This window comes from Thermodesulfovibrio sp. 3907-1M (assembly GCF_040450955.1).
Taxonomy (GTDB): Bacteria; Nitrospirota; Thermodesulfovibrionia; order Thermodesulfovibrionales; family Thermodesulfovibrionaceae; genus Thermodesulfovibrio; species Thermodesulfovibrio autotrophicus.
In genome coordinates this window covers 996,399-1,009,761 of record NZ_CP144373.1, presented here as the reverse complement: position 1 = coordinate 1,009,761, position 13,363 = coordinate 996,399, and the positions used below count along the sequence as shown (strand labels likewise).

The window sequence follows — 13,363 nt, the reverse complement described above, 5'->3', positions numbered from 1 at the left end:
GAATGTTGAGATTTTTCATAGTTCTATCCATTTTTGTTTTTTTAACGCTCACTGCTTTTTCTGCTTCTGCACAGGAAAAGATTCAAGTTAAAGATATAAGATTTTATGAGCTTTCTGAAAGATTAAGGGTAGTAATTGAAACCACAGGAATTTCTGAGTTTGTAAAGGGTGAGCTTAAAAATCCTGAGAGACTTTTCTTTGATATAAAAAATGCCTCACTTAGTAAAGAGTTAAAAAAAGAGTATTCAGTAAATAGCCCTGTCGTAAGCAAAATTCGCACAGGGCAGTTTGATGCCAATACAGTAAGAGTTGTTTTTGACCTTAAAAGAGCTGATTATGAGTTTAAAATCATTCAGCTGGAAGATCCTTTCAGAATGGTGATTGATATATATCCAAAGGGAAGCAATAAATCATCAATAAAATCTGATGATAGGGAAGCAAAAACCACACTGAAGCGAAAAATTGTTATTGACCCCGGGCATGGAGGTAAGGATCCTGGTGCAATTGGACCTTCAGGATTGAAGGAGAAAGATGTTACGCTTGATATTGCTCTGAAAGTTAAAGAACTCTTGAAAAGTGATCCCTCCTTTGAAGTAATCCTTACAAGAGACAGAGACATTTTTATACCACTCAATGAAAGAACAGAGATTGCAAACAGACTTCAGGCTGATCTTTTTATTTCCATTCACGCAAATGCCTCTCCCAATTCTTATGCTCGGGGAATAGAAACATATATTCTCAACTGGACCGATGACGAAGAAGCAATAAGAGTGGCAGCAAGAGAAAACGCTATTTCAATTAAAAAAATGAAGCAGTTAAAAGGTGAACTTGGATTTATGCTGGCTTCTCTTGAAAGAGAAGCAAAAAGGGACAGTTCTGTTCGGCTTGCAGGATATGTTCATAATTCACTAACTGAAAGTTTAAAGTCTGCCTTTTTAAGGCATGACAACGGAGTAAAAGGAGCTCTTTTTTATGTGCTTGTGGGAGCTCAGATGCCTTCCTGTCTTCTTGAAGTATCTTATATCAGCAATCCAGAAGAAGAAAAACTTCTGAGCAGTGACTCATACAGAATGCAGATAGCTCAGTCAATTGTGGAAGGAATAAAGAACTACTTTATGCATAAAGAGCAGATTAAAAAGGTAAAATACACAAAGCACAATTCATCAAAAACTAAACTAAATGGTCAAAAGCGAAAAAAGGCAATTTAAATGGATTTATTCATAGAAAAAGCTTTGATAGTTAATGGAGTTGGCAGTCCTGCCTTTGAAGCTAACATAGGAATAAAAAAGGACAGAATAGTTTACATCGGTAAAGAAAAGTACTCTGCCAGGAGAATTATAAAAGCAAAAGAGTTAATTCTTTCACCAGGTTTTATTGATACCCACTCCCATTCTGACTTCACAATTCTTGCAGAACCATCTGCTGAAGGAAAAATAACGCAGGGAATCACAACAGAAATAAATGGCAACTGCGGAGTATCAGGATTTCCAATGTTTGGTGAAGTTTTTGAAAGGAGGCTTTCGGAAATAAATCAGCTCGGGCTAAAACCATGGAATGAGTTTCAGCAGTACATTGATTTATTGAAAAAAGCATGTCCTTCAATTAATTTTGTCACTTTATGCGGACACGGTAATATTCGTGGTTATGTAATTGGCTACAAAAATTTAAAAGCACAGAAAAAAGAGATAAATAAGATGAAAAAAATTCTGAAATCCCATCTTGTTATGGGAGTTAAAGGTCTTTCAACAGGATTAATATATCCACCAGGAATTTTTGCTGACACAGAAGAACTCATTGAACTTGCAAAAACCTTAAAACCCTTTAAAGGAATTTATGCCACCCATATGAGAAGTGAAGGCGAAAGGCTTCTTAGTGCAGTAGAAGAAGCAATTTTAATCGGGATGAAAGCTGGAATTCCGGTTCATATATCTCATCTAAAGACATCAGGTAAAGAAAACTGGTGGAAGCTCAGCTCAGTTTTTGAGATTATAGAGAAGGCACAAAATCAGGGAGTAAGAGTAACTGCAGATAGATACCCATACATCGCTTCACAAACAGACCTTGATGCTTTTCTGCCCTCATGGATAATTGAAGGAAGCCGGGATGAGATCATGCAGAGACTGAAAAATAAAAATGTAAGGCATCAAATCAAAAAATATCTTAAACAGCGGGGAGTGGAATTTCTAAACAGTCTTTTAATTTCTGATGTTGCCTTTGATGGTGACAGAGCTCTGGAGGGCAGGAGGTTGGGAGAGCTTGTAGATATTGAAAATGCTTCTCAGTTTATATGCGATTTACTGATTCGCTCCAATCTTCAGGTGGGAGCAATATACTTTGGAATGAGCGAGGAAAATCTTGAAAAAATTCTTTCCAGACCCTATGTTATGATAGGAACTGACAGCTCTGCAAGAAGCTCAAAGGGGATTACAAGACAGGGAAAACCTCATCCAAGAGGTTTTGGGAGTTTTCCAAGATTTATAAAAAGATATATTTTTGATAAAAAGATATTAAGCCTTGAAGAGGCAATAAGAAAAATTAGTTTCCTGCCAGCAAAAACTTTCAGAATAGAAAAAAGAGGGGCTATAAAGGAAGGCTACTTTGCAGATATTGTTATTTTTGATCCTGCTGAGATTGAAGACAGAGCCACCTTTGAAGATCCTTTTAATATTTCAAAGGGGATCAAATATGTAATTGTAAATGGAGAAGTTGCTGTAATTGAAGGTTCTTTAACAGGAAAAAGAAGTGGAAGAGTTCTTTTATGAAAGTTGTTGGAGTCACATGTAGCATTGATGAAAAAAAGATTTACTTAAACAGGGATTACATACAGAGCATTGTCAGAGTCGGACTTACTCCATTAATAATCTCACCTGATATGACAGAAAAAGTAATTGACAGTATTGATAAAATTTCAGGACTCATAATATCTGGTGGTGGAGATATAAATCCAGAATTTTATGGAGAAAAAAATACTGCCTGTAAAAGTCTTGTTCCTGATGAGAGGGTTATGGCAGAGATGAAGCTTCTTAAGATATTTATTCAGACTAAAAAACCTGTTCTGGGAATATGCTATGGAATGCAGCTTATGAATGTTTTTTTAGGAGGAAATCTCTGGCAGAATATTGAAACTGATATAAATCATACAGAAGGCGGTCATGAAATTCAGGTAATTGATGATTTTTTATTGAAAAAAGGCATTTATAAAGTAAATAGCGCACACCATCAGGCAGTTAAAACTCCTGGTAAAGGTCTTGAGATATTCTGCATTGCAAAAGATAAAGTTATTGAAGGAATCTATCTTAAGGGGCATCCTTTTTTTGTAGGAGTTCAGTGGCATCCAGAAAGAGATTCATCTGAAGCTTCATGGAAGATTTGGCAGAGTTTTTCAAAAAAGATAAAATAAAAATATGAGCCCTTCAAAAAAATACAGACTCTCTCTTGAAAGAAGCTTTTATATCTGGATTTTATTGTTTTTTATCGGTATTCTTGGTTATCTTAATTTTCAGATACTTAAGTCTTTTTTTGCTTCCCTTGGCTGGGCTACAGTTATTGCCCTTGTATTTCATCCTGTTTTTGATTTTGTAAAAAAATTTTTAAAATATCAAGGATTGTCAGCATTTGTAACAATTCTGCTCATAATACTCCTCTTTCTTTTTCCTTTTGTTTTTATATCCTATCAGATAATAGTTGAAGCAGGAGAGCTTATAAAAAAAGTAAATCTTCCAGAACTTGTAAATAATATAACAACAAATCCTATGCTGGCAAAAATAGTTGAAAAACTCAGTTTTATTACTGCAGGAGATGTCTCATCTATGGAGAATTTAATTAAAAATGAAATCGGAAATTTAATGAAAGAAGGAGCCTTAAGAATTGCACACGGATTTGGTGATATTGTAACTCTGTTTATCAATCTTATCTTAACTTTTTTTATTGCCTTTTTCTTTTTAAAGGATGGAGAAAGTTTTGTAAAAAAAATTGGCGAGTTTTTACCCTTTGCTGAGACAGATAAAGTCACCATAAGAAAACAGATAAAAAACATAATTTATACTACCTTTTATGGAGGTATTCTTATAGCAATGCTTCAGGGCACAATTATTGGAATAACCTTTTATCTTCTCGATATTCCTTCAGCAACGCTGTGGGGATTTGCGACTGCTGTAGCATCTTTTATCCCTGTGCTGGGAGCTTTTGCTGTATGGGGTCCTGCTTCTGTTTATTTGCTGCTTAAGGGTTATATTTTAAAAGGATTAATTCTTGTAGTTGTTGGAGCACTGGTAATAAGCTCAATTGATAATGTTTTGAAACCTGTAATAATAAAAGGCAGAGTAAGATTACCACTTATTTTTATATTTCTCTCTGTTCTTGGTGGTATCAAGGTTTTTGGACTTATTGGATTTATAATTGGACCGCTTGTTTTTAGCCTTTTTGTTTCCCTTCTGGAGATTTTAAAGAACTTTATAGGAGGTGCTGAAAATGTTTGAGAGAAAGGATTTAGAAAGACTTGAAAAGTTCAGATTTGAAGATGCCTTTGTTGTAAGTCTTTTTCTTAATGTTTCTCCACAGGAGAGAAAAAAACAGGCTTATCTGTCAAAATTTAAAAATCTTGTAAAAGCTTTACCAGAAAAAACTCAGAGCTCTGTCAAAGAAGACATAGAAAAAATAGAGAGTTTTCTTCAGAGCGAAAGAGAATCTTTTAAAAAGTCTCTTGTTATTTATAGCTGCAGTAAAAAAGAGCTTTGGGTAAGGTATGATTTAAATGTGGAGCTTAAAGAGGATTTAATAGTTGATAGAACTCCTTACACAAGCCTGCTTTTTGATTTACTTGATAATTATCAGAAATATGGCGTTGTTCTTGTTGACAAACGCACAGCAAGAGTTTTTTTAGTTTTTCTTGGAGACATTGAAGAGTATGGCGTGATTGAACATGAAGATGTTCCTGGTAAGCATAAGAAAGGTGGATGGTTTGCATTGGCAGAGAAGAGATATGAAAGACACATTGATTACCATGTAAAAATACATCTTAAGGATGTTGTGGATAAGTTCGGAGATTTTCTTAAAGACAAAGAGATTAGAAGACTTATTGTTGCAGGTCCTGATGAAGCAATTTCCCATTTGATGAATATGATTCCTGATGAAGTGAAACTAAAAATAGTAGGAAGGGCAAACATTGAAAAACATGCTTCAAAGGAAGAAGTTTTGAAAAAAGTGCTTCCAATCATTGAAGAATATGAAAAATCTAAGGAAAAAGAGACAGTTTCCGAGCTTATTACAAGGGCATTGAAAAATGACAACTCTGTCACTGGAATTGATGATACTCTGAAATATTTAAGAGAAAGAAGAGTGATGAAACTTGTTATAGCTAAGGATTATGAAGTAGAAGGTTTTGTATGTGAAAACTGCGGTTTTGCAACAACTCAGCCTGTTGAATGCTGTATGGAATGTGGTGACTGCGTAATGAAATCTGATAACTTACTGGAAAAGGCTACAGAAATGGCAATTGAGCAATCTGCCCTTGTTGAGGTTGTAAAGGATGAAAAAGACAGACAGAGACTTATTGAATATGGTGGTATCGGTGCCTTCTTAAGATTTTAAGTGTTCTCTTAAATATTTTGCAGTGTAGGAGTTTTTGACTTTAAGGAAATCATGGAGGTTACCTTCATAGATGAGGTAACCTCCTTCGTCTCCGCCTTCAGGTCCAAGATCAACTATCCAGTGAGCCTCTGCTATTACTTGAAGATTGTGTTCAATTATAATTACTGTAGCTGATTTATCAATGAGTCTTTTCACGATGTGGAGAAACTTCTTTATATCTTCATAATGAAGTCCAACGGTTGGCTCATCAAGAATGTAAATAAAACCTTTAAGGCTGGACTTTCTTGATGTGATTGAATTAAGAATTTCTTCACAGATTTTAATTCTCTGTGCCTCACCACCTGAAAGAGTTGTAGCAGGCTGTCCTAATCTCAGATAACCAAGACCGAGTTGTCTCACAATATTTATTTTTTCTCTTAATGTAACATCATCACAAAAAAATTCATAGGCTTCATCAAAGCTCATTGATAAAACTTCATGGATGTTTTTGTCTCTGTATTTTACTTCCAGCACTTCTTTTTTAAATCTTTTCCCTCCGCATTCCTCGCATGGTAAAAATAAATCTTCAAAAAAATACATCTGAACTCTTATGAATCCTTCACCTTTGCAGGTTGGGCATTGACCTTCTGCACTGTTTACAGAAAAGGCACCAGAGGACAGTCCTCTTACTCTGGCATCTCTTTGAGAGGCAAATATGTCACGAATTTTGCTGTAAAGCCCGAGATATGTAACTGGCATTGATTTTGGTGTTTTTCCAATGGGAGATTGATCAATGAGTTTTATTGTTTTAATATTTTTTATTCCTTCAATACTATCAAATGAAAGGGGCTCTTCATTGTCAAGACCGAGCTTATTTGCTATTGCTTTATAAAGGGTATCAACAACAAGAGAGCTTTTTCCTGAGCCTGAAACTCCTGTTACCACTGTAAGAGCATTCAGTGGAAAATGAACTGTGATGTTTTTGAGATTATGACCCCGTGCATTTTTTAAAGTGATGAATTCTTTGTAAAGCCTGGGAAATTTGCTAATCCAATGCTCACTATTTTCTTTAAGATAATTGGCAGTTGGTGTATTCATTTTTAAAAAATTCTTCATTTTTCCAGAGTAAACTACTTTGCCACCAGAACTACCACCTCCTGGACCGAGTTCTACTATCCAGTCTGCTTGTTTTATTACATCTCTGTCATGTTCCACAACTATTACTGTATTTCCATAATCTGTAAGCTCTTTCATAACTTTAATAATTCTATCAGTGTCTCTTGGATGAAGTCCTACAGTTGGTTCATCAAGAACATAAAGCGTTGCTGTAAGCTTATTGGAAAGCTGATTTGATATATTAAGTCTCTGGTACTCTCCCCCAGAAAGAGTTTTAATCTGCCTGTCAAGAGTTAAATAACTGAGCCCAACTCTTTCAAGAAAATCAAGCTTTTCAGAAATCTGTTTTAAAGGTTCTTCTGCGATCTTTGCCTGTTCATTAGAAAGTTTAAGTGATTGAATCCATTTTTTAAGCTCCTTTACAGACATAAAGTTTAAATCACCGATGTCAACTCCATCTATCTTAAACATCAATGCTTCTTCCTTTAATCGCTTTCCTTTACAGACTGGACACAAAGAAGGCTTTCTAATTCTTGAGAGAAAAACTCTTACATGAACCTTGTATCTTTTTCTTTCAAGTTCCTCAAGAAAATCATTAACTCCGTAGAAATACTGATTCCCTGTAAAAATAAGATTTTTGTGCACATCTGGTAAAGCTCTGTAGGGAATATTTACATTAATTCCTGAAAGCTTTGCTCCTTTGATAAGCTGCTGTTTCCACCATCTTAGTGATGGTCTTTCCCATATTTCAATAGCTCCTTCAGAAAGTGAAAGCTCTTTGTCAGGAATAATAAAGCTTTCATCATATTTGAGTACGTAACCAAATCCTTTGCATTCAGCACAGGCACCATGTGGATGATTGAAGGAAAAAAGAAGCGGAGAGGTTTCTGGAGCTTTTATACCGCATTGAGGGCATACTGCCTCAGAGGGGAAACTAAGCAATATATTGTCTGGGGCAATGTAAACTTTAACATTCCCCATCTTGCAAGCTATTTCCACTGAATCATTAAGTCTTGAAATATCTGAAATGCGCAGCCTGTCAACAATCACCTTTTTCAATTTTTCATGAAATTCTGAAAGCTCTTTTACCACTGGATTACTATTTTCATATGTGAAAACTCTTGAAAAACCAAGTTGAATAAGTTTTTCCACGGATTCTTCACTTTCAAATATTATAAATGCTCTTTTGCCAGAGTAGTTTTCTAAGAGTTCCTGAACGATCTTTGAAGGGCTCCATGCTTTTATTTCTCTTCTACATTCTGGGCATATGGGAATTGCTATTTTGGAAAAGATTATTCTCAAATAATCGTAAATTTCAGTATGAGTTCCAACAGTTGCTCTTGAGCCTTTAACAGGATTCCTCTGCTCAAGAGCTATAGAGGGTCTTAGATTGTCAATTAAATCAACATCCGGTCTTGGAAGTTTTTCTATAAAAACTCTTGCATAACTTGACATGCATTCAATAAATCGCCACTGACCCTCAGCATAGATTGTGTCAAAGGCAAGAGATGATTTGCCAGAACCTGAAATTCCTGTAATTACAGTTAATTTATTGTGAGGTATGGTTAACTCTATGTTCTGCAGATTATTCTGTCTTGCTCCCTTAATTATGAGATAATCCTCCACTTTGCTCATGAGCATCTTTTATTTTAACTGTATGATAAAATATTTAATCAACATTAACTTGAAGGAGGTATTACAATGAAACTTAATCCAGAAAAAGAAGCAGTGGAAGCTGTAGCAAAAATAATGCTAATTTCAGCAAGAACAGCACCTAAAGCAAAGGGAGATGATGAGATTGTTACAGGAATTGTTACTCAGGAAGAAAAGGAAGCGATTGCCAGAGAGATGGAACTGCTTGGAGAGAAAGAAACTCATAAATTTTTCAAAAGAGATGCTCAGAATGTAAGGGATGCTGAAGGATTAATTCTTGTTGGGCTGAACTTTAAAAAACCTGCTGGAGTAAACTGCGGTGCCTGTGGTTATGACTGCAGTTCAATCCTTAAGCAAAAGACATATGAGGTTGAATATTCAGGACCTGTATGCACAATCAGGGCAATTGATCTTGGTATTGCAATAGGCTCACTTGTTTCAGTTGCCAAAGAATTGGGAGTTGACAACAGGGTAATGTATTCTGTGGGTGTTGCCGCAAAAAAACTTGGAGTTATGGAGGCACAGATTATACTCGGTATCCCGTTAAGCATAAAGGGGAAAAATATTTTCTTTGATAGAAAGCCTGTATAAAATGGTATAATTAATTTAGAGCATGAAGCTCTAAAAAACCTCATGAAGAGGTTTAAAATCCCTATGAAAGGGAGGTGCCAAGATGATTAAGAAAGTTTCAGGAAAGGCAATGCCTACCTGTAAATGCAAAGGTTCCTGCTAAGTTTAAAAAAAGGGGGAGAAAGTCTCCCCCTTTTTTTATTGCTTCAGAGTATGCCATAATATTTTATGCGATATGTTTTATTTCTAATTTTTATTTTTTTTCTTTTTATTTCCATCCCAGCAAATGGAGAAGTTTATTTTAATTTCATGGCTGGATATTATGCCAGCATAAACGGAGACTTAAATAAAGCAATTGACTTTTACAAAGAAGCATTAAAAGAAGACCCATTATCAAAACTTCTTAAAGTACTTTTAGCTGATTCATATCTAAAGATTGACGAACTGGAAACAGCAAAAAACTACATCAATGAAGTATTAAAGGAAGACCCTGAAAACACAAAGGCTTTACAGGTTCTTGCTTCCATCTATGTAAAGGAAAAAAAAGTTAATGAAGCTATTGGAGTATATGAAAAGATTCTAAGTCAATCGCCAAACAGGATTGAAATGCTTTCAAAAATCGGGAATTTATATCTTATCTCCCAGAAGTACGATAAAGCTATTGAAACCTTTAAAAAAATACTGAAAGAAGACCCTGACAACACGATGGCTTTACACTTTCTTGGAGTAATTTATATTGAAAAAAAGGATTTTCAATCAGCCCGGGAGACTTTTAGAGCGATTCTTCAGCTTAATCCTGATTATGAGCCTGCATATACAAATTTAGGAGCAGTTGAGGAGATTTCAGGAAACTTTAAAGAAGCTGAGAAATATTTCAAAAAAGCATTAGAACTTAATCCTGAAAATCTTTTTGCAAGAGAACGCTTGATAAATCTGTATCTTTCCCGGAAATCATACGGAGAAGCAATAAAAGAACTTGAAACACTGAAAGAACAAAAATCAGAGGCAGAGCAGATCCATGAAAAGCTTGCTATTCTTTACTTGCAGACAAAACAGTATGAGAAAGCTCAGGAAGAGCTTGAGTATCTCCTGAAAAAACATCCAGATGATCTGAATCTTATGTATTATCTTTCCTTAGTTTACATTGAAACAGGAAAACTATCAGAGGCTGAAAAGATACTGAAAAGAATTATTTCAATCAATCCAAGGCAGATAAATGCCTTTTTAAATCTTGCTACAGTTTATTTAAAACAGAAAAATCTTAAAGAAGCCTTAAATATTTATGATGAAACTCTTCGGTTTGCAGATAATGTGCCGGAAATTTATATTTATGCCACAGAAACTGCTATGGATTTAAAGGATTATCAAAAAGCAAGACATTATATTGAAGAAGCGCTCAGTAAATTTCCTGATAATGTTGATGTGAACTTTACTGCAGGGGTTGTTTTTGACAAACTTGGTAGATTTGAGGAAACAGAAAAATTTATGAAAAAGGTTATTTCTTTTAATCCAGAGCATGCCGAAGCTCTTAATTATCTTGGATACAGCTATGCTGAAAGAGGCATTAATCTGAAAGAGTCTCTATCAATGATAGAAAAAGCAGTAAAACTGAAACCCAACAATGGATACTATCTTGACAGTCTTGGATGGGTTTACTTCAAACTTGGAGACAATAAAAATGCTTTAAAGTATCTTCTTGAAGCAATAAAATATGTAAAAGATGACCCAGTAATTCTTGAACACCTTGGAGATGTTTATAAAGAACTCGGAGATTTTAAAGAAGCTCTTCAGAGTTGGCAGGAAGCATTAAAACATAATGAAAAAGAAGAAGGTTTAAAAGAAAGAGTAGAAAAAAAGATAAAAGAAATTCAGCTTTTAATTAAATAATGCTTACCTTTAAAGCATTTGCTAAAATAAACTGGTCGCTTTCAGTTTTAAGAAAAAGGCAGGATGGTTACCATGACATTATTACATTAATGCATGCCATAGATCTGCATGATACCCTGATTTTTAAATCTTCGGAAAAAATAGAAATTGAAACAAACCTGCCATTAAAAAAGGAAAATAATCTTGTATACAAGGCAATTCAGGCATTACGGGAATACACTGAAATAAAAAAAGGTGTTCATGTTATTCTAAAAAAGGAAATCCCGATAGGTGCAGGTCTTGGTGGAGGCAGTTCTGACGCAGCTGTTACTCTTAAAGCTTTAAATGAACTGTGGCAGCTCAATCTGGACATAAAAACACTCCATGAGATAGGAAGCTCAATTGGCAGTGATATTCCTTTTTTCTTTTATCTTCCAGTATGTATTGTGGAAGGAATTGGTGATATAGTTAAACCTTTAAAAATTCAAAAATCTTACACGCTTTTACTGGTTAAGCCAGATTTCAGCATTTCTACAAAGTGGGCTTATGAATCTTTAAATCTGGAAACTCAATTGACAACAGAATACGAAAAAATAAATAATAATATTTGGCAGTTGTATAATCTACTCTGTAGTGGCGATATTAATAGTTTTCAGTTGTGGAATGATCTTGAAAATACTGTTTTAGGAAAGTATCCTGAGATAGAAAAAATTAAAAGAAAATTGATTGAAGCTGGCGCTAAAAAAGCTCTGATGAGCGGAAGCGGCTCTACAGTGTTTGGAGTGTTTAACAATGAGGCTGATGCTAAAAAAGCATTGAAAAGTTTTGAAGGATACTGGTGTAAAGTGGTGCAGACCCTTTGTTGACTTTTGGGGAGTCGCCAAGCGGCAAGGCAGCGGATTTTGGATCCGCCATTCGCAGGTTCGAATCCTGCCTCCCCAGTAAAAAGCCCTCAGAGAGAGGGTAATTTTATTTTAAGGAGACGGGAATGCCTGATGGTATTAAGTTAATAACTGGAAATGCAAATCCTGAACTTGCTAAAAAGGTTAGTGATTATTTACAAATTCCTTTAACTGAAACCATTGTTAGCACTTTCAGTGATGGTGAAATAATGGTTCAAATCAAGGAAAATGTGAGGGGTTCTGATGCCTTTGTTATTCAGTCCACCTGCACACCTGTAAATCACAACATCATGGAGCTACTTTTAATGATTGATGCATTAAAAAGAGCTTCTGCTGGAAGAATTACAGCGGTTATTCCATATTACGGCTACGCAAGACAGGACAGAAAAGCTCAGCCAAGAGTTCCCATATCAGCAAAACTTGTTGCAAACCTTATTACAGTTGCTGGAGCAAGCAGAGTTTTATCCATTGATTTACACGCTGGTCAGATTCAGGGATTTTTTGATATTCCTGTGGATCATCTTTTAGCTACGCCTGTAATCCTTGATTATTTAAAGAAAAACAATCTTCTAAACAATATCATTGTTGTCTCACCTGATGCAGGTGGAACAGAAAGAGCAAGAGCCTTTGCTAAAAAGATTAACGCACCTCTGGCAATAATAGACAAAAGGCGTGATGCTCCAAATGTCTCAAAGGTAATGCATGTAATAGGAGATGTAAAAGATAAAGATGCTTTAATAATTGATGATATGATTGATACAGGTGGAACATTGGTTCAGGCTGCGGAAGCATTAAAAGAAAAAGGTGCAAAAAGAGTCTTTGCTGCATGCACTCATGCAGTGCTTTCAGGTGCTGCAATTGAGAGACTTAATAATTCAGTGCTTGAAGAAGTTATAGTTACAGACACAATTCCTGTTCATGACAAAAAAGATAAGTGCTCAAAAATAAAAGTTCTCACTGTTGCTCATCTTTTAGGTGAAGCGATAAAAAGAATACATGAAGAAACTTCTATAAGTTCACTATTTGTGTAAGGAGGAATAGTATGGAAAGATTTGTTCTAAATGCAGAAAAAAGAGAAAGGACAGGAAAGGGAGTAGCAAGACAGTTAAGGAATAAAGGTATAATTCCCTGCGTTGTTTATAAAGGAGGGTATTCTGTTCCTGTCCAGATAAGGGCAAAAGAGATTCTTCCATTTATGAACATTGCCACAAGAGAAAAATTATTCGTTACTCTTAAACTGAATGGAGAAGAAAAACAGGCAATACTTCAGGACTATCAGATTGATCCAGTTAGTGGAAAACTTTTACATGTTGATTTTTTGGAAGTAAGTGCCACTGAGAAAATCAGAGTTACTGTTCCTGTTGTTCTTGTTGGTGAACCAATAGGAGTTAAACAGGACAAAGGTGTGCTTCAACACGGAATTTCAGAAATTGAAATTGAGGCAATTCCTGAGAAGATACCAGGTCATATTGAAGTTGATGTCTCTAACTTAAAAGTATGGGATGCAATACATGTTAGAGATATCAAGTTTGAAGAGGGAATAAAAGTTATTTCAGATCCAGATGAAGTTATTGCTACAATTACATTAGAAGAGGAAGAAATAGAAGCAGCTGCGCCTGTAGAAGAAACACCTGAACCTGAAGTTATAAAGAAGGGCAAGAAAGCTGAAGAAGAGGAAGAAAAATAAA

11 protein-coding genes and 1 tRNA gene are annotated in these 13,363 nt (G+C 35.2%); 11 read left to right on the top strand and 1 reads right to left on the bottom strand.

Annotated features, from left to right (window positions below; translation table 11 throughout):
- The first annotated feature begins 2 nt into the window (after nt 1-2).
- From V4D30_RS05190 to V4D30_RS05170, 5 genes are read left to right on the top strand one after another with little or no spacing between them, the layout of a single operon-like run.
- The gene (locus V4D30_RS05190) at nt 3-1,208 is read left to right on the top strand and encodes an N-acetylmuramoyl-L-alanine amidase (protein ID WP_353683263.1); all 1,206 of its coding nucleotides are present in this window, start codon (nt 3-5) and stop codon (nt 1,206-1,208) included.
- Nucleotides 1,209-2,762 (top strand): D-aminoacylase, encoded by a 1,554-nt coding sequence (locus V4D30_RS05185; RefSeq protein ID WP_353683262.1) that lies wholly within the window; start codon nt 1,209-1,211, stop codon nt 2,760-2,762. It begins immediately after the preceding gene.
- The gene (locus V4D30_RS05180) at nt 2,759-3,400 is read left to right on the top strand and encodes a type 1 glutamine amidotransferase (protein WP_353683261.1); all 642 of its coding nucleotides are present in this window, start codon (nt 2,759-2,761) and stop codon (nt 3,398-3,400) included. The genes V4D30_RS05185 and V4D30_RS05180 overlap by 4 nt, the downstream gene beginning before the upstream one ends.
- A gap of 4 nt (nt 3,401-3,404) precedes the next feature.
- Entirely contained in the window at nt 3,405-4,478 is a 1,074-nt protein-coding gene (locus V4D30_RS05175) for an AI-2E family transporter (RefSeq protein WP_353683260.1), read from the top strand.
- The gene (locus V4D30_RS05170; protein WP_353683259.1) at nt 4,471-5,589 is read left to right on the top strand and encodes a hypothetical protein; all 1,119 of its coding nucleotides are present in this window, start codon (nt 4,471-4,473) and stop codon (nt 5,587-5,589) included. Before V4D30_RS05175 ends, V4D30_RS05170 begins: the two co-directional genes overlap by 8 nt.
- Here V4D30_RS05170 and uvrA read toward each other — a convergent pair.
- Nucleotides 5,578-8,319 (bottom strand): excinuclease ABC subunit UvrA, encoded by a 2,742-nt coding sequence (gene uvrA, locus V4D30_RS05165; RefSeq protein ID WP_353683258.1) that lies wholly within the window; start codon nt 8,317-8,319, stop codon nt 5,578-5,580. The genes V4D30_RS05170 and uvrA overlap by 12 nt on opposite strands.
- A 66-nt stretch (nt 8,320-8,385) precedes the next feature.
- On the opposite strand from uvrA, the gene V4D30_RS05160 reads away from it, so the two are divergent.
- The 6 genes from V4D30_RS05160 to V4D30_RS05135 all read left to right on the top strand — a co-directional run bounded on the left by V4D30_RS05160 (nt 8,386) and on the right by V4D30_RS05135 (nt 13,362).
- Nucleotides 8,386-8,928 (top strand): DUF2148 domain-containing protein, encoded by a 543-nt coding sequence (locus tag V4D30_RS05160; RefSeq protein ID WP_353683257.1) that lies wholly within the window; start codon nt 8,386-8,388, stop codon nt 8,926-8,928.
- 207 nt (nt 8,929-9,135) lie between these two features.
- Entirely contained in the window at nt 9,136-10,794 is a 1,659-nt protein-coding gene (locus V4D30_RS05155; RefSeq protein WP_353683256.1) for a tetratricopeptide repeat protein, read from the top strand.
- Entirely contained in the window at nt 10,794-11,639 is an 846-nt protein-coding gene (ispE, locus tag V4D30_RS05150; RefSeq protein WP_353683255.1) for a 4-(cytidine 5'-diphospho)-2-C-methyl-D-erythritol kinase, read from the top strand. Before V4D30_RS05155 ends, ispE begins: the two co-directional genes overlap by 1 nt.
- Before the next feature lie 4 nt (nt 11,640-11,643).
- Nucleotides 11,644-11,715: transfer RNA gene (locus V4D30_RS05145), tRNA-Gln, on the top strand.
- 46 nt (nt 11,716-11,761) lie between these two features.
- A complete protein-coding gene (locus V4D30_RS05140; protein WP_353683254.1) occupies nt 11,762-12,706 on the top strand; it encodes a ribose-phosphate pyrophosphokinase in 945 nt (314 codons plus the stop codon).
- 11 nt (nt 12,707-12,717) lie between these two features.
- Nucleotides 12,718-13,362, top strand: a complete 645-nt coding sequence (locus V4D30_RS05135) for a 50S ribosomal protein L25 (protein WP_353683253.1) — start codon at nt 12,718-12,720, stop codon at nt 13,360-13,362.
- Nucleotide 13,363 lies beyond the last annotated feature (1 nt).

What these genes read in the sequence shown, in the direction of transcription:
- V4D30_RS05175 (WP_353683260.1), top strand. Translation starts at nt 3,405, where the DNA reads ATGAGCCCTTCAAAAAAATACAGACTCTCTCTTGAAAGAAGCTTTTAT.
- V4D30_RS05140 (WP_353683254.1), top strand. Translation starts at nt 11,762, where the DNA reads ATGCCTGATGGTATTAAGTTAATAACTGGAAATGCAAATCCTGAACTT.
- V4D30_RS05160 (WP_353683257.1), top strand. Translation starts at nt 8,386, where the DNA reads ATGAAACTTAATCCAGAAAAAGAAGCAGTGGAAGCTGTAGCAAAAATA.
- V4D30_RS05190 (WP_353683263.1), top strand. Translation starts at nt 3, where the DNA reads ATGTTGAGATTTTTCATAGTTCTATCCATTTTTGTTTTTTTAACGCTC.
- V4D30_RS05170 (WP_353683259.1), top strand. Translation starts at nt 4,471, where the DNA reads ATGTTTGAGAGAAAGGATTTAGAAAGACTTGAAAAGTTCAGATTTGAA.
- V4D30_RS05155 (WP_353683256.1), top strand. Translation starts at nt 9,136, where the DNA reads ATGCGATATGTTTTATTTCTAATTTTTATTTTTTTTCTTTTTATTTCC.
- V4D30_RS05180 (WP_353683261.1), top strand. Translation starts at nt 2,759, where the DNA reads ATGAAAGTTGTTGGAGTCACATGTAGCATTGATGAAAAAAAGATTTAC.
- V4D30_RS05135 (WP_353683253.1), top strand. Translation starts at nt 12,718, where the DNA reads ATGGAAAGATTTGTTCTAAATGCAGAAAAAAGAGAAAGGACAGGAAAG.
- ispE (WP_353683255.1), top strand. Translation starts at nt 10,794, where the DNA reads ATGCTTACCTTTAAAGCATTTGCTAAAATAAACTGGTCGCTTTCAGTT.
- V4D30_RS05185 (WP_353683262.1), top strand. Translation starts at nt 1,209, where the DNA reads ATGGATTTATTCATAGAAAAAGCTTTGATAGTTAATGGAGTTGGCAGT.
- uvrA (WP_353683258.1), bottom strand. Translation starts at nt 8,319, where the DNA reads ATGAGCAAAGTGGAGGATTATCTCATAATTAAGGGAGCAAGACAGAAT.